27 protein-coding genes are annotated in these 24128 nt (G+C 57.1%); 13 read left to right on the top strand and 14 right to left on the bottom strand.

Translation table 11 applies throughout. The features are described 5' to 3' along the window. Positions 1–36 precede the first annotated feature (36 nt). Positions 37–675: a riboflavin synthase gene (locus tag EBL_RS11105; protein WP_002440367.1), complete on the top strand. Its 639-nt coding sequence runs from the start codon at positions 37–39 to the stop codon at positions 673–675. A 49-nt stretch (positions 676–724) separates the two neighbouring features. Here the strand turns inward: EBL_RS11105 and cfa are convergent, their stop codons facing one another. Then, positions 725–1873: a cyclopropane fatty acyl phospholipid synthase gene (cfa, locus tag EBL_RS11100; protein WP_002440369.1), complete on the bottom strand. Its 1149-nt coding sequence runs from the start codon at positions 1871–1873 to the stop codon at positions 725–727. Positions 1874–2172: 299 nt separating this feature from the next. After that, complete coding sequence (gene punC, locus EBL_RS11095; RefSeq protein ID WP_002440370.1) at positions 2173–3351, bottom strand: purine nucleoside transporter PunC; 1179 nt, start codon at positions 3349–3351, stop codon at positions 2173–2175. Between the two features lie 111 nt (positions 3352–3462). Between punC and punR the strand changes: the two genes are divergently transcribed. Then, positions 3463–4395 carry a DNA-binding transcriptional activator PunR gene (gene punR, locus EBL_RS11090; RefSeq protein ID WP_002440371.1) on the top strand — a complete coding sequence of 311 codons (933 nt, stop codon included), beginning with the start codon at positions 3463–3465 and terminating at the stop codon, positions 4393–4395. Here the strand turns inward: punR and purR are convergent. Next, complete coding sequence (gene purR, locus EBL_RS11085; protein WP_002440372.1) at positions 4392–5417, bottom strand: HTH-type transcriptional repressor PurR; 1026 nt, start codon at positions 5415–5417, stop codon at positions 4392–4394. The genes punR and purR overlap by 4 nt on opposite strands. Before the next feature lie 292 nt (positions 5418–5709). Between purR and cydH the strand changes: the two genes are divergently transcribed. Both cydH and EBL_RS11075 read left to right on the top strand, forming a co-directional pair. After that, positions 5710–5799: a cytochrome bd-I oxidase subunit CydH gene (gene cydH / locus EBL_RS20595; protein ID WP_034920068.1), complete on the top strand. Its 90-nt coding sequence runs from the start codon at positions 5710–5712 to the stop codon at positions 5797–5799. A 249-nt stretch (positions 5800–6048) separates the two neighbouring features. After that, entirely contained in the window at positions 6049–7215 is a 1167-nt protein-coding gene (locus EBL_RS11075) for an MFS transporter (RefSeq protein ID WP_002440373.1), read from the top strand. A 64-nt stretch (positions 7216–7279) separates the two neighbouring features. Here EBL_RS11075 and sodB read toward each other — a convergent pair whose 3' ends face one another. Beyond that, positions 7280–7861: a superoxide dismutase [Fe] gene (sodB, locus tag EBL_RS11070; RefSeq protein WP_002440374.1), complete on the bottom strand. Its 582-nt coding sequence runs from the start codon at positions 7859–7861 to the stop codon at positions 7280–7282. 241 nt (positions 7862–8102) lie between these two features. Then, positions 8103–9008, bottom strand: coding sequence for a C40 family peptidase (locus EBL_RS11065; RefSeq protein ID WP_002440375.1), 906 nt, complete (start codon positions 9006–9008; stop codon positions 8103–8105). Between the two features lie 336 nt (positions 9009–9344). Between EBL_RS11065 and grxD the strand changes: the two genes are divergently transcribed. Then, the gene (gene grxD / locus EBL_RS11060; RefSeq protein WP_002440377.1) at positions 9345–9683 is read left to right on the top strand and encodes a monothiol glutaredoxin 4; all 339 of its coding nucleotides are present in this window, start codon (positions 9345–9347) and stop codon (positions 9681–9683) included. A gap of 60 nt (positions 9684–9743) precedes the next feature. Here grxD and rnt read toward each other — a convergent pair whose 3' ends face one another. The 4 genes from rnt to EBL_RS11040 form a co-directional block, all read right to left on the bottom strand. Then, positions 9744–10403 (bottom strand): ribonuclease T, encoded by a 660-nt coding sequence (gene rnt, locus EBL_RS11055; protein WP_002440378.1) that lies wholly within the window; start codon positions 10401–10403, stop codon positions 9744–9746. A 93-nt stretch (positions 10404–10496) separates the two neighbouring features. Next, positions 10497–10904 (bottom strand): lactoylglutathione lyase, encoded by a 408-nt coding sequence (gloA, locus tag EBL_RS11050; protein ID WP_002440379.1) that lies wholly within the window; start codon positions 10902–10904, stop codon positions 10497–10499. 80 nt (positions 10905–10984) lie between these two features. After that, on the bottom strand, positions 10985–12082 hold the full coding sequence (nemA, locus tag EBL_RS11045) for an alkene reductase (protein WP_002440381.1): 1098 nt from the start codon (positions 12080–12082) through the stop codon (positions 10985–10987). 58 nt (positions 12083–12140) lie between these two features. Continuing rightward, a complete protein-coding gene (locus EBL_RS11040) occupies positions 12141–12737 on the bottom strand; it encodes a TetR/AcrR family transcriptional regulator (protein ID WP_002440383.1) in 597 nt (198 codons plus the stop codon). 149 nt (positions 12738–12886) lie between these two features. On the opposite strand from EBL_RS11040, the gene EBL_RS11035 reads away from it, so the two are divergent. Together EBL_RS11035 and EBL_RS11030 are read left to right on the top strand one after the other, a co-directional pair. Then, positions 12887–13129, top strand: a complete 243-nt coding sequence (locus EBL_RS11035; protein WP_162138168.1) for a DUF1289 domain-containing protein — start codon at positions 12887–12889, stop codon at positions 13127–13129. Between the two features lie 51 nt (positions 13130–13180). Beyond that, a complete protein-coding gene (locus tag EBL_RS11030) occupies positions 13181–14077 on the top strand; it encodes an aldo/keto reductase (protein WP_002440385.1) in 897 nt (298 codons plus the stop codon). A gap of 28 nt (positions 14078–14105) precedes the next feature. On the opposite strand, the gene EBL_RS11025 is transcribed toward EBL_RS11030, so the two are convergent. The 3 genes from EBL_RS11025 to EBL_RS11015 are packed head-to-tail and all read right to left on the bottom strand — an operon-like array spanning position 14106 to position 17239. Further along, entirely contained in the window at positions 14106–16136 is a 2031-nt protein-coding gene (locus EBL_RS11025) for an FUSC family protein (RefSeq protein ID WP_002440386.1), read from the bottom strand. A gap of 2 nt (positions 16137–16138) precedes the next feature. Then, positions 16139–16999 (bottom strand): efflux RND transporter periplasmic adaptor subunit, encoded by an 861-nt coding sequence (locus EBL_RS11020; RefSeq protein ID WP_002440387.1) that lies wholly within the window; start codon positions 16997–16999, stop codon positions 16139–16141. A gap of 3 nt (positions 17000–17002) precedes the next feature. Next, positions 17003–17239, bottom strand: coding sequence for a DUF1656 domain-containing protein (locus EBL_RS11015; RefSeq protein ID WP_002440388.1), 237 nt, complete (start codon positions 17237–17239; stop codon positions 17003–17005). 176 nt (positions 17240–17415) lie between these two features. On the opposite strand from EBL_RS11015, the gene slyA reads away from it, so the two are divergent. Further along, positions 17416–17856 carry a transcriptional regulator SlyA gene (gene slyA, locus EBL_RS11010; protein ID WP_014716066.1) on the top strand — a complete coding sequence of 147 codons (441 nt, stop codon included), beginning with the start codon at positions 17416–17418 and terminating at the stop codon, positions 17854–17856. A gap of 111 nt (positions 17857–17967) precedes the next feature. Here slyA and slyB read toward each other — a convergent pair whose 3' ends face one another. Further along, entirely contained in the window at positions 17968–18435 is a 468-nt protein-coding gene (slyB, locus tag EBL_RS11005) for an outer membrane lipoprotein SlyB (protein WP_002440391.1), read from the bottom strand. 268 nt (positions 18436–18703) lie between these two features. On the opposite strand from slyB, the gene anmK reads away from it, so the two are divergent. From anmK to pdxY, 5 genes are all read left to right on the top strand, one after another. Continuing rightward, a complete protein-coding gene (gene anmK, locus EBL_RS11000) occupies positions 18704–19816 on the top strand; it encodes an anhydro-N-acetylmuramic acid kinase (protein ID WP_002440393.1) in 1113 nt (370 codons plus the stop codon). Positions 19817–19918: 102 nt separating this feature from the next. After that, entirely contained in the window at positions 19919–20254 is a 336-nt protein-coding gene (gene mliC, locus EBL_RS10995) for a C-type lysozyme inhibitor (protein WP_002440395.1), read from the top strand. Between the two features lie 59 nt (positions 20255–20313). Further along, positions 20314–20973, top strand: coding sequence for a pyridoxamine 5'-phosphate oxidase (gene pdxH / locus EBL_RS10990; RefSeq protein ID WP_002440396.1), 660 nt, complete (start codon positions 20314–20316; stop codon positions 20971–20973). A 137-nt stretch (positions 20974–21110) separates the two neighbouring features. Next, entirely contained in the window at positions 21111–22385 is a 1275-nt protein-coding gene (gene tyrS, locus EBL_RS10985) for a tyrosine--tRNA ligase (RefSeq protein ID WP_126298261.1), read from the top strand. A gap of 73 nt (positions 22386–22458) precedes the next feature. Further along, positions 22459–23319 carry a pyridoxal kinase PdxY gene (gene pdxY, locus EBL_RS10980; RefSeq protein ID WP_002440399.1) on the top strand — a complete coding sequence of 287 codons (861 nt, stop codon included), beginning with the start codon at positions 22459–22461 and terminating at the stop codon, positions 23317–23319. Positions 23320–23374: 55 nt separating this feature from the next. Here the strand turns inward: pdxY and gstA are convergent, their stop codons facing one another. Further along, positions 23375–23980 carry a glutathione transferase GstA gene (gene gstA / locus EBL_RS10975; RefSeq protein ID WP_002440401.1) on the bottom strand — a complete coding sequence of 202 codons (606 nt, stop codon included), beginning with the start codon at positions 23978–23980 and terminating at the stop codon, positions 23375–23377. Positions 23981–24128: the final 148 nt, after the last annotated feature.

Here is a 24128-nt window from a genome sequence, read left to right as displayed (position 1 = left end):
GCAGGCTGCAGCATTATCATAAACCAGGAGCTCATTATGTTTACCGGTATCGTCCAGGGCATGGCCCGCGTGGTGTCAATTGAAGAAAAACCAAACTTTCGTACCCATGTGGTGGAACTGCCGGATGCCATGTTACCCGGGCTGGAGACCGGGGCGTCCGTTGCGCATAACGGATGCTGCCTGACAGTGACCGAAATAAACGGTGACCGGGTAAGTTTTGACCTGATGAAAGAAACGCTGCGGATCACTAACCTGGGTGAAATTCAGCCAGGGGATAAAGTCAATGTGGAGCGCGCGGCGAAATTTAACGATGAGATTGGCGGGCATTTAATGTCTGGCCATGTTATGACCACCGCGGAAATAACCAAAATTCTCGCCTCGGAAAATAACCGCCAGGTCTGGTTCCGGGTACAGCATCCGGAATTAATGAAATACATCCTGCATAAAGGGTATATCGGTATCGACGGGATCAGCCTGACAGTGGGGGAGGTGACCGCCACCAAATTCTGTGTCCACCTGATCCCGGAAACCCTGCAGCGCACCACCCTGGGTGAGCGGCGCATTGGTCAGCGGGTGAATATTGAAATTGATCCGCAAACTCAGGCGATTGTTGATACGGTTGAGCGGGTGCTGGCCACCCGTGGCCTGAATGATGCTCAGGCTCCGTCTGTCTGAGTATTCTGCGCATAAATAAAAAACCCCGGGAATCCGGGGTTTTTTATGATTAGCGGGCAACGCGCAGACCGTTTTCCACACCTCTGGAGAATAAAACCTGCCAGAGCTGGATATCCCGGGCGCGGAATGCCCCGGCACAGGCGTTCAGATAGTAGGTAAACATTCTTCTGAAACGTTCGCTGTAGTTGTCGGCAATTTCCGGCCAGCTGGCGAGGAAACGTTCATTCCACGCCATCAGCGTGGTGTCGTAATCCTGGCCAAAGTTGTGCCAGTCTTCCATCACGAAATGTTTTTCGCTGGCGTCGGCAATCTGGCGCACGGAAGGCAGGCAACCATTGGGGAAAATATATTTATTGATCCACGGGTCGACATTATTGTCCGTTTTTTTCGAACCGATTGTGTGCAGCAGGAACAGACCATCTGGCTTCAGATTGCGATCGGCAACTTCAAAGTAGGTATTGTAGTTTTTCGGCCCTACGTGTTCGAACATCCCGACCGAAACAATACGGTCATACTGGTCGTCAAGGTCGCGATAGTCCTGCAAAAGGATGGTCACATCGAGATCTTTGCAGCGATCCTGCGCCATTTTTTGCTGTTCTGCGGAGATAGTCACCCCGTGGACGGTGACACCATAGTGACGGGCGGCGAACTCAGCCAGCCCGCCCCAGCCGCAGCCGATATCCAGCATTTTCAGGCCCGGTTTCAGCTGCAGTTTGTCGCAAATCAGCTTCAGTTTGGCCTGCTGTGCGGCCTCCAGGGTGTCGGCATCTTTCCAGTATGCGCAGGAATACTGCATATAAGGATCGAGCATCCGGTGGAACAGGTCGTTACCGAGATCGTAATGCTCTTTACCAACTATCCAGGCACGTTTACGGGACTGGAGGTTAAAAAGGCGTGCGCTGAGGATACGCAGTGTATCTTTCAGGTGCTGAGGGATCTGATCTTCCAGCCCGGCACGCAGGATGCGGGTGAAAAAGATATCGAGCCTTTCACACTCCCACCAGCCGTCCATATAACTTTCGCCAAGACCCAGCGAACCTTCCTGGAATACCCGCTTATAAAAATCCGGGTTTTTGACCTGAATATCGCAGGCGGCGCGGCCATTGATCTCAATACCGGCTCTGCCGAGCATTTCATGGGCCAAACGATACCATTCGTTGTCTGTTACACTTGCTTCTTCTATACACGATGAACTCATAGCTTCTCCATCACCTTTGTTGTGATTAGAACCTCAGAAAAGCGTAGACGCTAATTCCTGGGTGCGAGAAATTTCACGGGAAAATCCGTGCGCCTGGAATCCGACGTTGAACAGAGAAAGGAACACTCCCCCTCGAAAGGCTACGATCCATCGCAAAAAAACGGGAGAGTCCGCTCCCGTTGAGTTGTAAAGAATTTATGATATTTCTGATGTAATAGTAAAACAGTATATGCCTGCTTTTTGGGTGATTCAACCGAAAATTGTTAGCAGACTAAGCTGAAAAACATGCTATTTTTCATTTAATTAACCTGCATAATTTGCGGGCTGCGTTTTTTGCTTATCAGATAGCCACCCAGCGCCAGAGGCACCGTACCGAGCATCACGCTGGTGGTGGTCAGTAGCGGGGTTGCCACCAGCCAGGAGACCAGCATACTGGCGAAGAAGCACAACCCCAGTTGCAGGGTGTTCTGCAATGCCGCCGCCCGGCCTGCGGCCTGCGGGAAGGGCAGCAGCGCTGCCGCTACCGCTATCGGGTAGATGGCGCCATTGGCCATCGCCATAATGCAAAAGGGCACCAGCAGCAGCGTCAGGGTGGCCTGGCCGCTCAGCGCCACGGCAAACACGCCCAGTACACTACAGGTATAAACCCCCAGTAACGCCGGGAGCAGGCGCTGTGGCGGGTGGCGCATCAGCAGCGCTTTGCAACCGTATCCCCCTATTAAAAACGCGATGGTTTGCGGCACGTAGCTCAGGCCGGTTACCGCCGGGCTGTAGCCCATGTCGTGCAGAATAAAAGGTGAGCCGGTCAGCCAGGCAAAAAAGCTGGCTGAACAGGCGGCATAAATCAGTACGTTACCGCGCCAGATGGCACTGGCCAGCAGAGTTGAAAAGCGCACCGGGGCGTCAGAGGCGCTCTTCTGGCCGCTCCGGCCCGGTGCCAGGCCCAGGGCCGGGATCATCAGCAACAGGGTAATGGCCAGTAACAGGGCGAATATTCCCTGCCATGCGAAGTGGTTCAGGATCCAGCTTCCCAGCAGGGGGGCCAGCGCCGGGGAGAGCCCCACCAGCGGCATAATGGTGGCGAAGACCTGGTTGGCTTTCTGGGGGGGATAGCTGTCGGCCACCAGGGCCTGCCAGCTGACGGTGGCTGCGCACACGCCCACGGCCTGAATAAACCGCAGCCCCAGCATCAGCCGGGCATCTTCAACCCACAGCATGCCGAGGCAGCCAAGGGCGAAGATCCCAAGCCCCAGAATCAGCACCGGTTTGCGCCCGAAGTGGTCAGACAGGGGGCCCCACATCAGCTGGGCGATGGCAAAACCGGCAAGAAACACACTCAGACTGGTGCTGATGGCCGCCGCGCTGGTGCCCAGGTATTGCTGCATGGCGGAAAACGCAGGCAGGTACATATCGGTAGCCAGAAAGCCCAGCACGCTCAGGCCGGCCAGCCAGGCCAGAAATCCTTTTGATGGTTGCATAGCACACTCTTCGGTCGAATTATTTTCAGTCGCCCGGAGTGTAAGGAGTGCAACCCGGCTTGTGAAACGCTAATATTTGCCAGCTCCATTCAAAAATTTTCAAGGCAAATTATGTGGTCAGAATACGCGCTGGAAGTGGTGGATGCAGTCGCCCGTAATGGCAGCTTTAGCGCAGCTGCTCAGGAGCTGCACCGGGTGCCTTCGGCCATCAGTTATACGGTCCGGCAACTGGAAGAGTGGCTGGCCGTGCCGCTGTTTATTCGCCGCCACCGGGATGTGGAACTCACCCCTGCGGGGCGCTATTTCCTGCAGGAAGGGCGCGGCGTTATCAAAAAAATGATTGCCACCCGCCAGCAGTGCCAGCAGATAGCCAACGGCTGGCGTGGTCAGCTGGCGATTGCGGTGGATAACATTGTCCGCCCGGCGCGCACCAGCCAGCTGGTGTGTGATTTCTACCGCCACTTTCCTGATGTGGAGCTGCTGGTCTCTCTGGAGGTGTTTAACGGGGTATGGGATGCGCTGGCAGATGGCCGGGTTGAGGCGGCCATTGGCGCGACCCGGGCCATCCCCGTGGGGGGGCGCTATGCCTTCCGGGATATGGGTATGCTGCGCTGGCACTGTGTGGTCGCCAGCCACCACCCGCTGGCCCAGGTCACCACGCGCCTGGGGGACGACACCCTGCGCAACTGGCCTTCACTGGTGCTGGAAGATACCTCCCGCTCCCTGCCCAAACGCACCACCTGGCTGCTGGATAACCAGCGGCGGCTGGTGGCGCCGGACTGGGCCGCCGGGGTGGCCTGTATCAGTGACGGGTTATGTATTGGTATGGTCCCGGAGCATATTGCCGCCCCCCGGGTGAACAGCGGGGAGTGGCGGATACTGACGCTGGAAAATCCCTTCCCGGATGCGGCCTGCTGCCTCACCTGGCAACAACAGGAGTCGTCACCGGCCCTGAGCTGGCTGCTGGAGTATCTGGGGGACAGCGCCACCCTGAATCAGGAGTGGCTGCGGGTGCCGGAAGAACCGGCACCGACGGGGGATTAACGGCGATAATCGAGGAACGGGCCATCGGCCACTGAACGGCGCTCCACCAGACGGGGGTGCACCTCGATGGTTCTGGAGTCTTCGCGCTTATTAATGATGCGATCGAGCAGCATATTAAAGGCCGTCTCCCCCAGGGAATCTTTCGGCTGGTGGACCGTGGTCAGCGCCGGGGTAAAGTAGCGGGAGTGGCGGATATTATCGTACCCGATCACTGAAATATCCTGCGGCACGCGCAGGCCCATTTCATCCGCGGCACAGATAGCCCCCATGGCCATAGCGTCGCCGCCACAGAAAACCGCCGTCGGGCGCTGGGATGAGGCCAGCAACTGCTGCATGGCCCGGTAGCCGGACTCCGGCTCAAAGTCGCCCTGGACAATCCAGTGTTCCGGCAGGGTGATCAGCGCCTCTTCCAGGGCTTTACGGAACCCGGCCAGCCTGCCGGCCCCGGTATTGCGCTCCAGGGGCCCGGGAATAACCCCGATCTCCCGGTGGCCGCGCTCAATCAGATAGCGCCCGGCGATATAACCGCCCTGGAAGGCGTTATCAATCACGGAGTCGGTAAAATCGGCTTTGGCTTCGCCCCAGTCCATGACCACCATCGGAATATGGCGATACTCCTCCAGCATGGCGAGCAGTGACTGGGGATATTCTGAACACATAACCATCAGGCCATCGACCCGTTTCTGAGCCATCATGGACAAATAGGCGCGCTGTTTTTCCTGGTTATTCCAGGCGTTGCCGAGGATCAGCGTATAGCCGCGGGCAAAACAGTTTTTTTCTACCGCTTCAATGATCTCAGCAAAGTAGGGCGCTTCACTGCTGGTGGCCAGCAGACCGATCGATTTCGTGTGATTCACCTTCAGGCTACGGGCGACGGCGCTGGGTGAGTAATGTAGCTCTTTAATGGCTGCCCATACCGCGTTGCGTGTCTCTTCCGCAACAAACCGGGTTTTGTTAATCACATGTGATACGGTTGTGGTGGAAACGTTTGCGCGTTTCGCCACATCTTTAATTGTCGCCATGAAGTATTACTCCGGCCCCTGTCCTGACCCGTTGAAAAGTAGCCGGGTAATCGTTTGCGTTTCCTTAGCGGATGCCGCAACTCTCTGGTTGGGCCGGGCCGGGGAAGTCAACGCAAAAATGCGAAAGGGCGTAAATAGATAGTTCGTCATAAATTAGCGGGGGATTGTGGACGATCCTGGCTAAAAGGGGAAGAGGGAAAATGCAGTTTAGTGAAAAATCAGGTAATATTTTTAACGATTACCGCGATAAATAACTCACCCGTCTCCCCCCGGGGAGCAAAAGGAGCAAGAGATGAGCACAGAGCTGAGATACGCATTAGTGACGACGGTGGTCGCACTGGGGCTGATTGTCGCCGCAGCATTCACCGCTATTCTGCACTAAATTGCGCAACAGGCCGCGGCACACCGGTAACAGGTGCCGCGCTTCCTGGCGGTTTTGCGCAACACCCGCACCGGATTTTTCCTGACTGAGCAATACTCTTTTCCATAAATGCGGCTTTTTCTTCAGGTCATCTGCTGAGATGATGCTGAACAGTTTTTTAACATCTGGGATTTATCACTGTCTATCCGGGGTTTTCACGGCGAGCGTTGCTGTCCGGCAATGGCTGTCTCCCCCTGACCGGAGTTATTCATGAAAATTAATTTTCCACTTCTGGCGCTGGCTATTGGCGCTTTTGGTATCGGCACCACTGAGTTTTCCCCCATGGGGCTGTTACCGGTCATCGCCCAGGGCGTTGGGGTGTCTATCCCTACGGCGGGTATGCTTATCAGCGCTTATGCCATCGGGGTTATGGTGGGTGCACCGCTGATGACACTGCTGCTGGCCCAGCGCGGCAGGCGTAATGCCCTGCTGTTGCTGATGGCTATCTTCACCCTTGGTAATGTGTTGTCGGCGCTGTCGCCCGGCTACGCCACGCTGATGGTGTCCAGAATAATCACCAGCCTGAACCACGGGGCATTCTTTGGTCTGGGGTCTGTGGTGGCGGCAAGCCTGGTGGCAAAAGAGAAGCAGGCCAGTGCGGTTGCCACCATGTTTATGGGGCTGACGATTGCCAATATTGGCGGGGTCCCGGCGGCCACCTGGATGGGGAATGTGATTGGCTGGCGCATGTCGTTTCTGGCGACCGCAGGGCTGGGGCTGGTGGCGATGTTAAGCCTTTACCTCTCCCTGCCTGCCGGTGGTGCCGGGCAGCGGCCGGATGTGAAAAGTGAGCTGGCTGTACTGATGCGCCCGCAGGTGCTCAGCGCGTTACTGACCACGGTACTGGGGGCCGGGGCGATGTTTACCCTCTATACCTATATCGCGCCGGTGCTGGGGACCATTACCCACGCCTCTGCCGGGTTTGTTACTGCGATGCTGGTGCTGATCGGTGTTGGCTTCTCCCTCGGGAACTATCTTGGCGGGCGGCTGGCGGATCGTTCGGTAACCGGAACGCTGAAAGGCTTCCTGCTGCTGCTGATGGTTATCATGCTGGCGATCCCGTGGCTGGCGCGCAGTGAAGTCGGGGCCGCCGTGGCGATGGTTATCTGGGGGGCGGCAACCTTTGCGGTAGTGCCACCGTTGCAGATGCGCGTGATGCGCGTTGCCAGTGAAGCGCCCGGGTTGTCCTCTTCGGTGAATATTGGGGCTTTTAATCTGGGTAATGCGCTGGGGGCCGCCGCAGGCGGGGCGGTGATTTCCGGCGGGCTGGGTTACAGCATGGTGCCGGTTGCCGGGGCGATGATTGCCGCTGCCGGGTTGTTACTGGTAGTGATGGCCGCCCGGCCCGGTGCGCAGCCGGTATGTGAAGCGGAATAAGTGCCACTCAGGCAAATAAAAACGGAGAGCCCAGGCTCTCCGTTTTGCTGTCAGCCGGTCAGACTCAGGCAGCGAGGTTTTTCGCCACGAAATCCCAGTTAACCAGCGCCCAGAAGTGATCCAGGTAGCCGGCACGCGCGTTGCGGTAGTCGATATAGTACGCGTGCTCCCAGACGTCTACGGTCAGCAGCGGGGTGGCATCGGTAGTCAGCGGAGTACCGGCGTTAGAGGTAGACACGATAGCCAGTGAGCCATCCGGGCGTTTTACCAGCCAGGTCCAGCCGGAGCCGAAGTTTTTGGTCGCGGCATCTGTAAACTGCTGTTTAAAGCTGGCGAAGTCACCAAACGCGGCGTTAATCGCGCTGAGCAGCGCACCTTTCGGCTCACCGCCTGCATTTGGCGCCAGGCAGTTCCAGTAGAAGGTGTGGTTCCAGACTTGTGCGGCGTTGTTAAAGACACCGCCTTCAGCGCTGCGGATGATCTCTTCAAGGGTTTTCCCTTCGAACGCCGTGCCTTTCACCAGGTTATTGAGGTTGGTGACGTAGGTCTGGTGGTGTTTACCGTAGTGATATTCGATGGTTTCAGCGGAAATGTGCGGTGCAAGTGCGTCTTTTGCATATGGTAATGCAGGTAATTCAAATGACATTGCTTCACTCCTTGTTAACTTTTTGTTTTAGCTCACTGTAAAGATGGTAAGGTTCCATCAATATCCGGCAGTGGCTGCCGGTATCGTGATATGTGTTTTCTTGTGATGGGAATGTTAACACCGACCGGAGGCAGAGAGAAGCCTCATACCGCGAAAGGGTAATTTGTTCTGATAGGTATGGTGAAGGTTTAAGCGGGAGCCGGTGGAAGAGAGCGGCCTGCCCCGGGGCAGGCCGCCAGGATTAACGGATATTATCGGCGGTCATCACCCGGCGGGCGCCCACATAGTGACGCTGCCAGTAATCATTACTGAGCGAGGTGATAACAATATCGCGGCCGGTACGCGGTGACTGGATAAACTTACCATTCCCCACATAGACCCCGACATGGTCCGCGGCCCGCTTGCTGTGGGTGCGGAAGAAGACCAGATCGCCGCTGACCAGCTCGCCCTTATTGATGGGGGCGGCATCGCGCAGGTGGTACATTTCGTTTGCCGTGCGCGGCAGGCGGAAGTTAACCAGATCTTTATAGGCGTAATAAATCAGCCCGCTGCAGTCAAAGCCGGTTTTCGGGGTAGCGCCCCCCCAGCGGTAAGGTTTACCCAACTGGTTCATCAATTTGTTCATGGCGGTCTGCTGGGCAGATAACACCCGGCCTTTAGGCACATTATTGATGGGGGTATCGGCCAGATCCCAGCTGGCGATGTTCTCTTCGCCCTCAATCCGGGCGCGTTTGCTCCCGGCCGGTACTTTGATACAGCTGGGCTTTTTGTACCCCTTGCGGGTAATACACTTGCGCAGCATATCCCCGGAGGCTCCCGGGCCTGCCAGGCGGGTGATGAGCTGGTCCATTTCATCATTACGCATGCGCTGGCCAACCGCTGTGTAACGTTTGCTGCGTGCCGCAAGATCGGATTTTACCGCCCTGCGTTCGTGGCGGCTGGCCTTGGCCGTCTGACGGGTTGATTTGGTGTGTTTTGCTGCAGAAGCATGTTGTTTACCGCTCGTCGCAGTATGCTTTGCCTTACTGGTGTGCGCTTTATGTGACTGCGCACTACTGGCGTGCGGAGACGCCAGCACTAATTGTGAGTAGGGCAATGTCAAGAGCAGAGCACAGAGCGTGAGAGATGATTTTGTTATCCGCGCCACTCGTTTGGATCCCCTGATAAGATTCAGACAGTTTTGCCTGAACGTGAATTCGTAAAACCCGAAGATTCTAATCCATAAGAACGATGAAAGTTAATAGGCATTTTCAAATCGGGGCAAGTTTCGCAGCCATGCGCAAATTTTTTATACAGAATAAGGATCTATACGCCGGATGCTTGTGTAAATTGTTACTAATTATTGATGACCTGGGGGGCAGATGCCCGCTAACATCACGGGCGCTACCCTGAACGGGATACCCCTAAAATTATTGGTGTTTTACCGGTGGCGGGGAACCGCTACAATAGGCGCCAGGCCGTAGTCGCACTGAGGAAGCAAGACATGAGCACAACGATTGAAAAAATTCAGCGCCAGATCGCTGAAAACCCGATCCTGCTGTATATGAAAGGGTCCCCTAAATTGCCGAGCTGCGGTTTTTCCGCCCAGGCTGTACAGGCGCTTTCCGCCTGTGGCGAACGCTTCGCCTATGTTGATATTCTGCAAAACCCGGACATCCGCGCAGAGCTGCCTAAATACGCCAACTGGCCGACCTTCCCGCAGCTGTGGGTTGACGGTGAGCTGGTGGGGGGCTGCGATATCATTATTGAAATGTATCAGCGCGGTGAACTGCAGCAGCTTATCAAAGAGACGGCAGCAAAACACAACGCCGACGCGGAGTAATCCCCGTCTGTAACGATAAAAAAAACCGCTCCGGCGGTTTTTTTATCTCTGTTTTCTGGCTCAGTCGCTGCTGGCCGGGGTATCGGCAGCGGCAGGGGGCCACCCGCCAAGGCGTTTCCAGCGGTTGATGATTTCGCAAAACAGCAGCGAGGTCTGCTCCGTGTCATACAGGGCAGAGTGGGCCTGGCTTGCATCAAACGGCAGCCCCGCAGAGATACAGGCTTTCGCCAGCACCGTTTGGCCGAGCGCCAGGCCACTGAGGGCGGCGGTATCAAAGGTGGCAAACGGGTGGAACGGGTTGCGCTTCAGATTCGCCCGCTCGGCGGCGGCCATCACGAAGCTGTGATCGAAGGTGGCGTTGTGGGCGACAATAATTGCCCGGTTACAGCCGCTGTCTTTGACCCCTTTGCGCACCATTTTAAAAATCGCGTGCAGTGCGTCATGCTCGCTGACGGCGCCGCGCAGCGGGTTATGAGGGTCAATACCGGTAAATGCCAGCGCTTCCGGGTTCAGAATCGCGCCCTCAAAGGGGGCTACATTAAAGTGCAGGGTCTGGTCCGGTGAGATCCAGCCGTCGCTGTCCATTTTCAGGGTAATGGCGGCAATTTCGAGTAGCGCATCGGTTTTGGCGTTAAAGCCCGCGGTCTCCACATCAATCACGACCGGGTAAAAGCCACGAAAACGGTCACACAGACCATTAAGTTGAACGGTATCAGACATCAGCGTCTCTATTCTTACGGGGAAAATGCAGCGCGCATTATGGCAAATTTCACGGAGGGATGCAGTAAAACGGCGCGTAAAGCGCCGTCCTGATTAGTTGCCAAGGCCGCGACCGGCGTCTTTTTCTTCGATCAGTTCGATTTTGTAGCCGTCGGGATCTTCCACAAAGGCAATCACGGTGGTGCCGCCTTTGACCGGGCCCGCTTCGCGGGTCACATTGCCGCCGTTCTGGCGGATACGCTCGCAGGCCTGCGCTGCGTTATCCACGCTCAGGGCGAGATGGCCAAACGCGGTGCCTAAGTCGTAGCTGTCCACGCCCCAGTTGTAGGTCAGCTCAATAACGGCGGTGTCTTTCTCATCACCATAGCCCACAAACGCCAGGGAGTATTTGTATTCCGGGTTTTCACTGGTGCGCAGCAGTTTCATGCCCAGCACTTTGGTGTAGAAATCGACGGAACGCTGCAAATCGCCCACGCGCAGCATAGTGTGAAGTAAGCGCATAATAGCCTCTCAATGCTTTATTGTGATTCTGAAGGTAAACAGTATAGCGGCGAGACTCCGCCGCTATCAATGACTGTGGATTACAGGGTCGGGTAATCGGTATAACCTGTGGCGTCTCCGCCGTAGAACGTTTCCGGATGCTGGGCATTCAGCGGCGCATTCTGGTGCAGGCGGGCGACCAGATCCGGGTTGGCAATCCAGTCGCGGCCGAAGGCCACCGCGTCAATATAGCCTTTGTCGATCATCTGCCCGGCTTTTTCCCGGGTATATCCCCCGGCGCCGACAATCACGCCGTTAAAGCGCTCGCGCACGCTGGCGCGGAATGCATCGCTGTAAGGTTTACCGCCTGCCCAGTCCGGCTCAGAAATATGCAGGTAAGCCAGGCCGCGTTTATTCAGCTCTTCAACCAGGTAGAGGGCAGCCGCTTCCTGATCTTCACCGTTATCCAGCCCGTTAAACGGCCCCAGGGGGGAGATACGAATCCCGATCCGGTTGGCCTGCCAGGCGGCAATGGAGGCATCAACCACTTCCAGCACGAAGCGGGTGCGGTTTTCGATGCTCCCGCCGTACTGATCGGTACGCTGGTTAGAGGCCGGGGAGAGGAACTGGTGCAGCAAATAGCCGTGTGCCGCGTGCAGCTCAACCAGATCAAAACCGGCGCTGCGGGCATTGCTGACGGCGTGGGCAAAATCCGCCACGATCCCGGGAAGCTCGGCGGTTTCCAGCGCCCGTGGCAGGGAGGTTTCGGCACGCACCGGCAGGCCGTTTTCATCACGCAGGGTGGTGCGCACACCTGCCGCAATTGCCGACGGGGCTACCGGGGCTTTTCCCCCTGGCTGCAGGCTGGTGTGAGAGATACGCCCGGTGTGCCACAGCTGCACCGCCATATGGCCCTGCTCAGCGTGGACGGCGCTGGTAATTTTCTGCCAGGCGGCAATTTGCTCCGGGCTGTGCAGGCCGGGGGCACCGGCGTAACCTTTCGCCTGGGCCGATACCTGGGTGGCTTCGCTGATAAGCAAACCGGCGCTGGCGCGCTGGCGATAATATTCCACCATCAGCGGGGTGGGGATATCGCCGGGCTCTTTATTACGCAGACGGGTCAGCGGAGCCATAAAAACACGGTTCGGAACGCGAATTGCCCCGACTTGCAGGGGGGTAAACAGGATATCTGAGGACATCATTAACTCCGTAAAAATAGACCGGTCGTCTCGGATCGGGTGAAAAAAACACCTGCCGTCAGGCAGGCTGTTGCAGTATCTGCTCCACCTGGCTCAGGGCGCTTTCCAGCGCCCCCGCATGGTGGGCTATCTTGGCCTGTAAGTTCGCCCCCAGCCACAGGGAGTACAGGGCGCTGGCCAGTTGCCCGGCGTCAGGTGTGGCGGCGAGGCTGCCTTCGGCAACCGCCTGTTCAATGGCGCCGGTCAGCAGGGCGGTTATCTGGCTGATGCCTTGCTCCATCTGGTGGCGCATATCTTCCGAAAGATCGCACACCTCCGCAGACAGTTTTACCGTCAGGCATCCGCTTATCATGCCGCTGTTGCGAAACTGGCGCAGGGAGGCGCGAAAGTAGTCCAGCAGGCGGTCGCGGTAATTACCCGCGCCGCTGGCAAAATGCTGGCTCAGTAACCGGTAATAACCGGCGTAGTGATATTCCAGCATCGCGACACCGAAGGCTTCTTTGGACCGGAAATAATGGTAGAAGGAGCCCTTTGGGATCTTTGCTGTCTGCAACAGCTCCGTAAGCCCCATGGCGTTAAAGCCCTTACGGAGAGAGAGCTGTTCCCCGGTGATCAGTAACTGTTCCCGGGTGGAGTTTTCGCTGTGTTTGTTCATCAGGCTACAATAGTAGACCGTCCGGTCTAATGCAAGCAGCCCCATGGCCCGGTGTGAAAAAAGGGCACAATCTGCCGCCTGTTGCGGGAAACACTTGCATCCTGCTGCGCCAGCAGCTTCACTTGTAGCAGAGGTGTTAACAGGAGGCCATTGTGGCACAGCAACTGGAGTTCTTCCCGATTCAGAGCCCCTGCCGGGGCATTTGCCAGGCCGATGAGCGGGGGTATTGTCGCGGCTGCCAGCGCAGCCGGGAGGAGCGCTTTACCTGGCAAACCATGTCTGACGGGCAAAAGCAGGAGGTTTTGCGCCTGTGCCGCCAGCGGTGGCTGCGCAAACAGCGGGCAAATAAACCCGACACGCCCCGGGAACCGCAACAACCTTCACTGTTTTAACCCGCCGGGCCGCTATACTGGGGGCCGGTGTTTTTAACAGGAATCCGTTTTATGGTTCAACGCATTGTGATGGCGCCCCAGGGGCCAACGTTTTCGCGCCTGGTGATGGGGTACTGGCGGTTAATGGAGTGGAACTACAGCCCGCGCGAGCTGGCGGGGTTTATTGAACAGCATCTTGATCTGGGAATAACCACCGTCGATCACGCGGATATTTACGGGGGCTACCAGTGTGAGGCCGCCTTCGGTGAGGCGCTGCGCCTGGCACCGCATCTGCGCCAGCGTATGGAGATCGTCACCAAATGTGGTATCGCCACCACCGCGCTGCCGGGGAACCCCATTGGCCACTATATTACCGATCAGGCTCATATTATCGCCAGCGCAGAGGCATCGCTGAAAAAGCTGGCTACGGACCATATTGATCTGCTGCTGATCCACCGCCCGGACCCGCTGATGGACGCAGATGACGTGGCGGAGGCTTTTCTCGCGCTGCATAAAAGCGGCAAAGTGCGCCACTTCGGGGTCTCTAATTTTACCCCCGGGCAGTTTACGCTGTTACAGTCCCGGCTGCCGTTCACCCTGGCCACCAACCAGGTTGAGATCTCCCCGCTGCACCAGCCCACACTGCTGGATGGCACCCTTGACCAGCTTCAGCAGGCGCGTATCCGCCCGATGGCCTGGTCCTGCCTGGGGGGCGGTCGGCTGTTCAGCGATCCGGGCTGCCAGCTGCTGCGTGATGAGCTGGCCGCAGTGGCTCAGGAGATCGGGGCCGATACCATTGAACAGGTGGTGTACGCCTGGGTGATGCGCTTGCCCGCCCGGCCGCTGCCGATTATCGGCTCCGGGCGTATTGAACGGGTGCGCGCCGCTGTCCGCGCCCTGTCGCTGGAGCTGTCCCGCCAGCAGTGGTTCCGGATCCGTAAAGCGGCCCTGGGGTACGACGTACCCTGAGCCGCCGGTGCCGGGAGACCGGCCTTCACTACTGAGGGGGCCGGTTTTCCGCTGTCCGGGGTTCCGGCAGTGCCAGCGTCAGCTGCTGGAGGGCGCAATACAACCGCCAGATAACCCCCGCCAGATCCCGGGCCGCCGGGGAGTGGTGGCGGGCCAGGCTGGCAGAGATGCGCTGTAATTCATCAAGCGCGCTGGTGAGCGGCCGCTGGCGCACCCCCTGCTGGCTCATGACATCGCGTAACAGGGTGATGCAGTTCTCCTGGACTATCCCCAGCGGATCGTTTTTGACCGGCTGGTGGCGCAGCTGCCAGACCACATGGGAGCAGTTAAGCAATACCGCCCCCCAGCGCAGGACCCAGCGCCGGGTTTCGTCATCTTTGCTGCTGCTCAGCTGGCTGACATGGTGATACACCAGCGATTCAAACTGCTGTTCGGAGTTGCGGGGCAGGCGGCTGAGCTGATCGACAAAACCGGCGCGCAGCGCCCGGATGTGCCGCTCCCCCCGGCGCCGGTCTGAGCCCGGAGCCAGCACAGAGTAGGCTATCCACGTCATACCGACCCCGAGAATTTTCGCCAGAATATCGTTCAGAAACGTGCCGTAGTCATATACCGGCGGGTTAGAGACCGAAATAAACGAGCCCATAAAGACAATCAGCTGCGCCCAGAGGCTGGTGTAGCGGGGCATTTGTTGGCGGAGCAACTGCATGGTCACCACCACCACAAACAAAAACAGTAAAAACTGCCACAGCTCGGTGATTTGCACCATCAGGCCGAATTTCACGCCGAAGGCAAACAGCGACAGTAACAGTAAGGTCCGTAACAGCAGGGTTACCGAGTTCAGCGGTGTGGAAGAGGTGGAGTAGAGCACGCAACAGATGGCCGCCAGCGTCAGGGCCGCCGGGGCCGAAGACCACTGGGTGCCAATGCACCAGGCCCCGGTGAGGGTGATCACCACAAATGTTCTGAGCGCCCCCCAGGTGGCCTCGACATTATCGGTGTGGCGGCTCAGGGAGCGGGCCCGGGGGGCGCGCAGATCGTCGTGCAGCGGTGCGGCCTCCAGGTGGCGTAACCAGCGGCTACTGTCGAGATAGGCCCAGCAAAAGTAGCGCAGCCGCTCGCGAAACGCCCGGCAGCGGTAGTCATCTTGCGCGGCGGGGAGGTGCTCTGCCAGCAGGCGCGCCAGTTGGTATTTACTGGTGTCGGGGCGGCCAAGCTCCGCCAGTAGCTGATCGAGCAGCGGCCATAAACGGGCGGGGGGATCTGGCCAGTTGAGCAGCATGCGCCGCAGGCCGGAGGTGACGCTGGTCAGGCGCAACTGCTGGTGCAGCAGATAGTTGAGTAGCGCGTTGTGCTGGCGGAAGCGGTAATGGCTCCAGAACGCCTGAATGCGCAGCAGGTTCATGGTGAGGATCTGGCTGATAACCGCCTCGTGGGCTGCGCGGATGCTCTCGGTGGTCTCCTGGCGCCAGAGCAGTGTCGCGTGCTCCAGCAGGCGGGCGTGCAGGGTGTTGAGCGAGCTTATCAGCGCATTGCCGTCTGAGGCGGAAGGCAACACCATCATCATAAATCCGCTGCATAAAATCCCCACGATCACTTCACAGACCCGGGCCTGGGCAAGAACCCAGATCTGGCTGATGTCATCAAGATTCACCCCCGGAAAGGCAATAATCGAGGCGGTAATACCGGCGAGGGCAAAAGCGTAGGAGACATTATTCTGATACTGGCTGGAAACCCAGGTGCAGACTGCCAGCCAGGCCGCCATGGCGAGTAAAAATACCCAGGGGTCATTGAGCGTGTGCCCGGCGATAATCAGCGCCGCTGTGGCGCCAAGAAAGCTGCCGGCGATCCGGCCAAAACTTTTACTGATAACGCCGCCTACCGTCGGGAAGCTGACCACCGCGGCGGAGGTCATGGCCCAGTAAGGGTCATCCAGATCCAGGCCATAGGCGATAGCCAGCGCCATACACATGGCGAGCGTATTGCGCAGCGCGTAACGCCACTGGGGCCAGGTGGCTTTCCCCCAGGGCGTGCGGGCCCAGTTCAGTGTCGGGATAGCCATGTTCAGGGATGGCTGACTGAGATAGTGCAGGTGGTCCCCGATACCAGGGTGATACCGTCCGGAACCGGATCAAGCCGGATACGCACCGGCACACGCTGGGCAAGGCGCACCCAGGGAATGTTGGGTTTGACATCGGGGATCAGATCACTGCTGCTGGTGGTGCTCTGATCGAAAATCGCCCGCCCGATACTGTCCACGGTGCCTGTCAGCTCGCTGCTGCCGTTGTACAGAGTAATCCGCGCGCGATCCCCGGGGCGGATGTTGTGCAGTTTGGTCTCTTCAAAATAGCCCAGCACATAGAACGAGTGGCTGTCTGTCAGGGCGAATACCGGTTTACCGGCGCTGGCAAAATTGCCGACCCGGGCGGTGAGGTTGGTGACCCAGCCATCTACCGGGGCGTGGACCACGCTTTGCTCCAGCTCCCAGCGGGCCCGGCTCAGGCTTGCCTGGGCGGCGGCCTCACTGGCGGCGGCGGCTTTCAGATTCAGATTCGCCGCATCGAGATCTTCAGCGGAGATATAATTCTGGGGCAGGTTCTGGCGGCGGCGCGCCTCGTGGCTGGCCTTCGCCGTATCGGAGCGGGCTTTCGCCAGCATGGCTTCGGCATTCAGTACCGCAATGCGCAGCGGCGCCTGATCAAGGGTGAAGAGCACGCTACCGGCCCGGACAAACTGATTATCGTGAACCCGCAGGCTGGTGATGGTGCCGGACACCTGTGGTGCAATGCTGACCTGCTCGGCACGTACTTTGCCGTCCCGGGTCCAGGGGGACTGCATATAGGCGTTCCAGGCTACCCACCCGGCCAGAATCGCAATGCCGGATACCAGCAGCGTAGAAAAATACTTTATTGTTTTCAGATTCATAGTCTATAACACCACCAGTAACGCCAGCGCAGTGCTGACACAGATCACAAACAGGGACAAATCCAGCAATCTGGGGTGCCAGATCTCGCCAGAGTAAATCCATTCCCGGAATAATCTGTGTAATATCAGCCAGATAAAAAAACCAGCACCGACCGCTTTAAACACGGGAGGAAAGTAGACCGAGGCACCAAACAGCAGGTCCTGCAGAGGAGATCCGGTGTGAAACGTTAAGGGAATCAATAGCGTTATTCCTTTAAATAGCAGGCATTTTCTGCCGTTTTCCTTTACCTGGTTGTAGAATGTCACTGCGGGTATTTGCGTAACGTCAGTAAATGTAAGGCATTTGTGTTTTTGAATAAAACCTGAATTAATAGTCTAAATTTAGCATAATAACTTAGCAATCTAATTATAAGGAGATGAAATTGGAATCGCCACTGGGATCAGATTTATCGCGCCTTGTTCGTATCTGGCGCGCACTTATTGACCACCGTTTAAAACCGCTGGAGCTGACGCAAACCCACTGGGTGACACTGCACAATATCCACCAGTTGCCGCCGGACCAGTCGCAAATTCAGCTGGCGAAGGCGATTGGTATCGAGCAGCCGTCTCTGGTGCGCACACTCGATCAGCTGGAAGAGAAGGGATTAATTTCACGCCATACCTGCGCCAACGACAGACGGGCGAAGCGCATAAAACTGACGGAAAAAGCGGCGCCTATTATCGTGGAAATGGAATCGGTGATTGATAAAACCCGCGGCGAGATCCTGGACGGATTCAGTGAGCAGGAGCAGTCTTTGCTTATTGAGATGATTGCGCGCCTTGAGCGCAACATTATTCAGCTACAGGAAAAAAACTAACACAGAACCCACAATACCGGGCAAGGGCAGGCGGCGCATGAACTCAAAACGTAGTGAAAAAAAGCGCCCCGGAGAAATCAGGCAGCCAGTGGCTGCCTGAAAAGTCAGTACTTAGCGCGGAGACACGGTTATCTGGCGGCCGTTGCTCGCCATGACAACACGCTGGCCTGCTGAGAAGCGGGTATCCCCTTGTTTCTGGACCACCATAATGGTGTTTCCGTCATCTTTACGAATTTCCAGCTCGACACCCTGAGTTTTGTTAATGGCGCCCTGGACACTCTGGCCCGCTACGCCCCCGGCAACGGCGCCTGCGGCGGTTGCCAGTGAACGGCCTGTACCGCCGCCAACAGTGTTACCCAGGAACCCGCCCAGAACCGCACCACCCAGAGCACCGATAACGTTGCTGTCATCGCCTGCCTGAATCTGTACCGGACGTACATGAACGATAGTCCCGTAAGTGACATTCTGGACCTGTTTTGCCTCAGAGGCCGAATAGACATCTCCTGACAATGTGCTGGTATTGGCACAGCCAACCAGCGATAAACCAACTAAAGAAATTACCAGTGCGCGCGACATCATTACGACTCTCCTGTTCATACATAAACGCTTTTCAGGCATTCACCGCGGCTGAAACGACCTGTATTAGACTGCTTAGCAACATATCCTTCAACCCACATAGGGTAAAGATAGTAAAATAATACTGCTGAATGCATTATCAACCAACGATTCAGCATCGGCAAACGGTGCTATTTTTGTATCATTGTTAAAAAGTATTAATAAATCATAGCACTATCGCCAGGATTATGCTGGAGTACCTCACCGCGCGGGAATATATAAGGAACAACGGATGAAATCAGGTCGCTATATTGGCGTGATGTCGGGAACCAGCCTTGATGGCGTTGATGTGGTGCTGGCCGCCATTGACGCTTCGCTGGTGGTACAGCAGGCCAGCTATACTCACCCCATTCCTCTGGCGTTAAAACAGGATATTCTGGCTATCTGCCAGGGGCAGTCACTCACGCTCTCCCAACTGGGGCAGCTGGATACCCGGCTCGGGCGGCTATTTGCCGAGGCAGTGATGGCGCTGATGCGCCGGGAACAACTGACCCGCGACGATATCATCGCCATTGGCTGCCACGGGCAGACGGTCTGGCATGAGCCCACCGGCAGCGCCCCCAATACCCAGCAAATCGGTGATAACAACCAGATAGCCGCCCTGACCGGGGTGACGGTGGTGGGGGATTTCCGCCGCCGGGATATGGCGCTGGGCGGGCAGGGAGCACCACTGGTTCCCGCCTTTCACCAGGCGCTGCTGGCCCACCCGGACGAGCGGCGCATGGTGCTCAATATCGGCGGTATCGCTAATTTGTCGCTTTTGATCCCGCAAAGCCCGGTCCGGGGGTTTGATACCGGCCCCGGCAATATGCTGATGGACGCCTGGATCTGGCGCCAGCAGGGGAAAGCCTACGATCGCGACGCCCAGTGGGCCTGTAGCGGGCAGGTGATTATTCCGCTGCTCCAGCAGATGCTGAGCGACCCCTATTTTGCCGCCCCGGCCCCGAAAAGTACCGGGCGCGAGTATTTCAACTACAGCTGGATAGAGCGCCAGCTTCAGGCCTTCCCGGGGCTGGCCCCCCAGGATGTACAGGCCACACTGGCAGAGCTGACCGCCGCCACCATTGCGGAGCAAGTGATGCTAAGCGGTGGCTGTGAGCGCCTGTTAGTATGCGGCGGTGGCAGTCGTAACCCGCTTATCATGGCCCGGCTTTCCGGCCTGCTGCCCGGCACCGAAGTGGCGCCAACAGATGCCTTCGGGATCAGCGGTGATGATATGGAAGCCCTGGCTTTTGCCTGGCTTGCCAGCCGGACACTCTCTGGCCTGCCCGGCAATTTACCCTCCGTCACCGGTGCCACACAGCCCAGCGTGCTGGGGGCGATTTACCCCGCTAACCCGCATTAAAATCAGAGTTAACTGACTTCATGATTTGTTACTGATTTGTACACTGGAGGAGAGACCAGGGAGGCATAGCCTCCCTGGGGATGACATTACAGGATAATTCTAATGAGCAGAAAACTATTACTCGCCTTACCCCTTTTGCTGACCGGCTGTAGCTACTACAACAGCCTGTACAGCCATTTTATGGACAACATACATACAGATACGCTGCAGTATCAGTGTGATGAAAAACCCCTGACGGTACGCCAGAATAACGACCGGCAGGAAGTGAACTTCATCTACGACAATAAAAACCTCACCCTGAAACAGGGCATTTCCGCATCCGGCACCCGCTATTCCGACGGTATTTACGTGTTCTGGTCGAAAGGAAATGAGGCCACGGTCTATTACCAGGATCGGGTGATCCTCAACAACTGTCAGCTTCAGACGGCCCGGCGTTGAGATTTCACAAGGTGGAGCGCAAAATAGGCTCCACCTTTTGATTTCTTACAGAACATTTTATGTCCGACACTGATGAAAATTTGCAGCATATTGCCCATTTGCGCCGGGAATATACCCAGGGCGGCCTGCGCCGCGAGCATCTGACCGACAACCCGCTGGATCTGTTTGAACGCTGGCTCGGCCAGGCCTGCGATGCCCGGCTGGTGGATCCCACCGCCATGGTGGTCGCCACCGTGGACGAGCACGGCCAGCCCTACCAGCGGATCGTCTTATTAAAACACTACGACGACAAAGGCCTGGTTTTTTACACCAACCTCGGTAGCCGCAAAGCGCACCATATTGAGGGGAATAACCGGGTAAGCCTGCTGTTCCCGTGGCATACGCTGGATCGTCAGGTGATGGTTCAGGGCAAAGCGGAGCGCTTGTCCACCCTTGAGGTGATGAAATACTTCAGCAGCCGCCCGCGGGATAGCCAGATTGGCGCCTGGGTATCAAAACAGTCCAGCCGGATTTCGGCCCGTGGCATTCTGGAAAGCAAATTCCTCGAACTTAAACAGAAATTCCAGCAAGGCGAAGTTCCGCTGCCTTCATTCTGGGGCGGGTTTCGCGTCACTATTGATCAGATGGAGTTCTGGCAGGGCGGGGAACACCGTCTGCATGATCGTTTTTTATACCAGCGCGATGGCGCTGCGTGGAAAATCGATCGCCTGGCCCCCTGATTACGCTTTTTGGTGTGCTAAGCGCTGGCGCTCTGCGGGCTGGCGCTTTATTCTATGTGTCTTTACATTTATTTATTCCGCCAGCGCGGCGGAAAACCGTGTACCGGTAGAGGTGCAGTCGTAAACCCATGGAGATTTTGATGGCAAGTAATCTGATCCAACAATTGCAAGAGCGGGGCCTGATAGCCCAGGTAACGGATGAGGAAGCATTAGCAGAGCGTCTGGCTCAGGGGCCTATCGCCCTCTATTGCGGCTTCGATCCGACTGCCGACAGCTTGCATTTGGGCCATCTGGTTCCGTTACTTTGTCTGAAGCGCTTTCAGCTGGCGGGCCACAAGCCCGTTGCCCTGGTGGGCGGCGCCACCGGTATGATCGGTGATCCGAGCTTTAAAGCGGTTGAACGCAAACTGAACACTGAAGATACCGTAAAAGAGTGGGTGGAGAAGATCCGCCGCCAGGTCGCGCCATTCCTGGACTTTGATTGCGGTGACAATTCTGCCATTGCCGCCAACAACTATGACTGGTTCGGCAACATGAACGTGCTGACCTTCCTGCGTGATATTGGTAAACACTTCTCTGTGAACCAGATGATCAACAAGGAAGCGGTAAAACAGCGCCTGAACCGTGATGATGTAGGCATCTCGTTTACCGAATTCTCCTACAACCTGCTGCAGGGGTATGATTTTGCCTGCCTGAATGAGCGCCACAATGTTGCGCTGCAAATCGGTGGCTCTGATCAGTGGGGGAATATCACCTCCGGTATCGATTTAACCCGTCGTCTGCATCAGAACCAGGTCTTCGGCCTGACGGTTCCGCTGATCACCAAATCCGACGGCACGAAATTCGGTAAAACAGAAGGCGGCGCGGTGTGGCTTGATCCGCAGAAAACCAGCCCTTACAAGTTCTACCAGTTCTGGATCAACACCGCCGATGCGGATGTCTACCGCTTCCTGAAGTTCTTCACCTTTATGAGTATTGACGATATCAATGCCCTGGAAGAAGAAGACAAAAACAGCGGTACAGCGCCGCGCGCCCAGTATGTCCTGGCGGAAGAAGTCACCCGCCTGGTTCACGGGGAAGAGGGGCTGAATGCGGCAAAACGCATTACCGCCAGCCTGTTCAGCGGGCACGTAAGCGATATGACGCAGGCGGATCTGGCCCAGCTGGCCCAGGACGGTATGCCGATGGTGGAGCTGGAGCGTGATGCTGACCTTATCCAGGCGCTGGTTGATTCTGAGCTTCAGCCTTCCCGTGGGCAGGCGCGTAAAACTATCGCCTCTAACGCGATCACGGTAAACGGTGAAAAACAGAGCGATGCGGAATATGTATTTACCGATAACGATCGTCTGTTTGGCCGCTATACGCTGCTGCGTCGCGGCAAGAAAAACTATTGCCTGATATGCTGGAAGTAACCCGTTAACCTGAAAGGGGCGCGGCAGACACCGCGCCCCTGTTTTTATCTGTTGTGTACCATTCGGATCCATCATGAAAAACATCCTCGCCATTCAGTCACATGTTGTTTACGGTCATGCCGGTAATAGTGCGGCTGAATTTCCAATGCGCCGTCTGGGCGTTAATGTCTGGCCGCTGAATACGGTTCAGTTTTCCAACCATACCCAGTACGGGAAATGGACCGGGACGGTGATGCCGCCTTCGCACCTGACGGATATCGTTCAGGGGATCGCGGATATCGATCAGCTGAAACGCTGCGACGCGGTACTGAGCGGCTACCTGGGATCGGCGGAGCAGGGCGAGCATATCCTCGGGATTGTGCGCAAAGTGAAGGAAGCCAACCCGCAGGCGCTGTATTTCTGCGATCCGGTAATGGGTCACCCGGAAAAAGGCTGCATTGTGGCCCCCGGTGTGGCGGAGTTTCATGCCCGCTACGGCCTGCCGGCCAGTGATATTATCGCCCCGAATTTACTGGAGCTGGAGATGCTCAGCGGCCATGAGGTGCACTCGGTTGATGAGGCCGTCGCCGCCGCCCGTGAACTGATTGCCAGAGGGCCGCAGATTGTGCTCATCAAGCACCTGGCCCGGGCCGGTTACCAGCATGACCGCTTCGAAATGGTGCTGGTTACCGCCCAGGAAGCCTGGCATATCAGCCGCCCGCTGGTGGACTTTGGCGATCGCCAGCCCGTCGGGGTCGGGGATGTCACCAGCGGCCTGCTGCTGGTCAAACTGCTGCAGGGGGCCGGGCTGCAGGAGGCGCTGGAGCATGTTACCGCCGCCGTATACGAGATAATCATTGCCACCCATCAGATGGGCGAATATGAGCTGCAGGTTGTCGCCGCACAGGACAGGATAGCGAAGCCAGAACACTATTTTCAGGCCATTGCGCTCTGAGCCTGCACCCGCACTTAAATGAGAAAACCCGGCACCGTGCCGGGTTTTTTTTAGCTTATTTTAACCCTTCGGCTTCCAGGGCTGCCCTGACTGCCGGGCGGGCGGCAATCCGCTGGTAGTAGCGCTGCAGCGCCGGCAGATGGCTGAGATCGAACTTCAGCATAAATGCCCAGCCCAGTACCGTGAACAGATAGGCATCCGCCACGCTAAAACGGGCACCCTGCAGGTAGTCCTGCTCGCCGAGTAGCACATCCAGTGCGGCGAAATGGCGCAGCAGACGTTCTGTGGCGATTTTTTTATACTCATCCGGCACACCGGGCGTAAAGAGCGGAGTAAACCCTTTGTGGAGCTCGGTAGCGATGAAATTAAGGGATTCGATAGCGTGGTAACGGGCCAGGGTTCCCGCCGGGGCGATCAGGTTGCGATCCGGCACCTGGTCGGCCAGGTACTGAACAATGGCCACCCCTTCAGTGAGCATGTCGCCACTGTCCAGCAGCAGGGCAGGCACCTGGCCTTTGGGGTTAATGTGCAGGTAATCTTCACCCGCTTCGGTTTTTTTGCTCGCCAGGTCTACGCGCTCCAGCGTAAAGTCCAGCCCCGCTTCGCGCAGAACAATATGGGGTGAAAGTGAGCAGGCCCCCGATTTGTAATACAGTTTCATCCGTAACTCCTTTCTCTGTGCTGATGCTGTCGCCAGTGTTGTCCGCAGGACACGTCAGGTGAATTTTATAACAGATATCCTGGCCAGATGACGAGATCAGAATGACGCTGGCCGGTGCAAAGCGGGCGATTAAGCAAAAAAAAACCTG

This window comes from Shimwellia blattae DSM 4481 = NBRC 105725, assembly GCF_000262305.1.
In the GTDB taxonomy this organism is placed as follows: domain Bacteria; phylum Pseudomonadota; class Gammaproteobacteria; order Enterobacterales; family Enterobacteriaceae; genus Shimwellia; species Shimwellia blattae.
The sequence above is the reverse complement of the archived record's forward strand: the minus strand, read 5'-3'. Positions and strand labels throughout refer to the sequence as shown.

Coding starts and splice junctions, on each gene's coding strand:
- EBL_RS11105 (WP_002440367.1), top strand. CDS start 37: ATGTTTACCGGTATCGTCCAGGGCATGGCCCGCGTGGTGTCAATTGAA.
- cfa (WP_002440369.1), bottom strand. CDS start 1,873: ATGAGTTCATCGTGTATAGAAGAAGCAAGTGTAACAGACAACGAATGG.
- punC (WP_002440370.1), bottom strand. CDS start 3,351: ATGCAACCATCAAAAGGATTTCTGGCCTGGCTGGCCGGCCTGAGCGTG.
- punR (WP_002440371.1), top strand. CDS start 3,463: ATGTGGTCAGAATACGCGCTGGAAGTGGTGGATGCAGTCGCCCGTAAT.
- purR (WP_002440372.1), bottom strand. CDS start 5,417: ATGGCGACAATTAAAGATGTGGCGAAACGCGCAAACGTTTCCACCACA.
- cydH (WP_034920068.1), top strand. CDS start 5,710: ATGAGCACAGAGCTGAGATACGCATTAGTGACGACGGTGGTCGCACTG.
- EBL_RS11075 (WP_002440373.1), top strand. CDS start 6,049: ATGAAAATTAATTTTCCACTTCTGGCGCTGGCTATTGGCGCTTTTGGT.
- sodB (WP_002440374.1), bottom strand. CDS start 7,861: ATGTCATTTGAATTACCTGCATTACCATATGCAAAAGACGCACTTGCA.
- grxD (WP_002440377.1), top strand. CDS start 9,345: ATGAGCACAACGATTGAAAAAATTCAGCGCCAGATCGCTGAAAACCCG.
- rnt (WP_002440378.1), bottom strand. CDS start 10,403: ATGTCTGATACCGTTCAACTTAATGGTCTGTGTGACCGTTTTCGTGGC.
- gloA (WP_002440379.1), bottom strand. CDS start 10,904: ATGCGCTTACTTCACACTATGCTGCGCGTGGGCGATTTGCAGCGTTCC.
- nemA (WP_002440381.1), bottom strand. CDS start 12,082: ATGTCCTCAGATATCCTGTTTACCCCCCTGCAAGTCGGGGCAATTCGC.
- EBL_RS11040 (WP_002440383.1), bottom strand. CDS start 12,737: ATGAACAAACACAGCGAAAACTCCACCCGGGAACAGTTACTGATCACC.
- EBL_RS11030 (WP_002440385.1), top strand. CDS start 13,181: ATGGTTCAACGCATTGTGATGGCGCCCCAGGGGCCAACGTTTTCGCGC.
- EBL_RS11025 (WP_002440386.1), bottom strand. CDS start 16,136: ATGGCTATCCCGACACTGAACTGGGCCCGCACGCCCTGGGGGAAAGCC.
- EBL_RS11020 (WP_002440387.1), bottom strand. CDS start 16,999: ATGAATCTGAAAACAATAAAGTATTTTTCTACGCTGCTGGTATCCGGC.
- slyA (WP_014716066.1), top strand. CDS start 17,416: ATGAAATTGGAATCGCCACTGGGATCAGATTTATCGCGCCTTGTTCGT.
- slyB (WP_002440391.1), bottom strand. CDS start 18,435: ATGATGTCGCGCGCACTGGTAATTTCTTTAGTTGGTTTATCGCTGGTT.
- anmK (WP_002440393.1), top strand. CDS start 18,704: ATGAAATCAGGTCGCTATATTGGCGTGATGTCGGGAACCAGCCTTGAT.
- mliC (WP_002440395.1), top strand. CDS start 19,919: ATGAGCAGAAAACTATTACTCGCCTTACCCCTTTTGCTGACCGGCTGT.
- pdxH (WP_002440396.1), top strand. CDS start 20,314: ATGTCCGACACTGATGAAAATTTGCAGCATATTGCCCATTTGCGCCGG.
- pdxY (WP_002440399.1), top strand. CDS start 22,459: ATGAAAAACATCCTCGCCATTCAGTCACATGTTGTTTACGGTCATGCC.
- gstA (WP_002440401.1), bottom strand. CDS start 23,980: ATGAAACTGTATTACAAATCGGGGGCCTGCTCACTTTCACCCCATATT.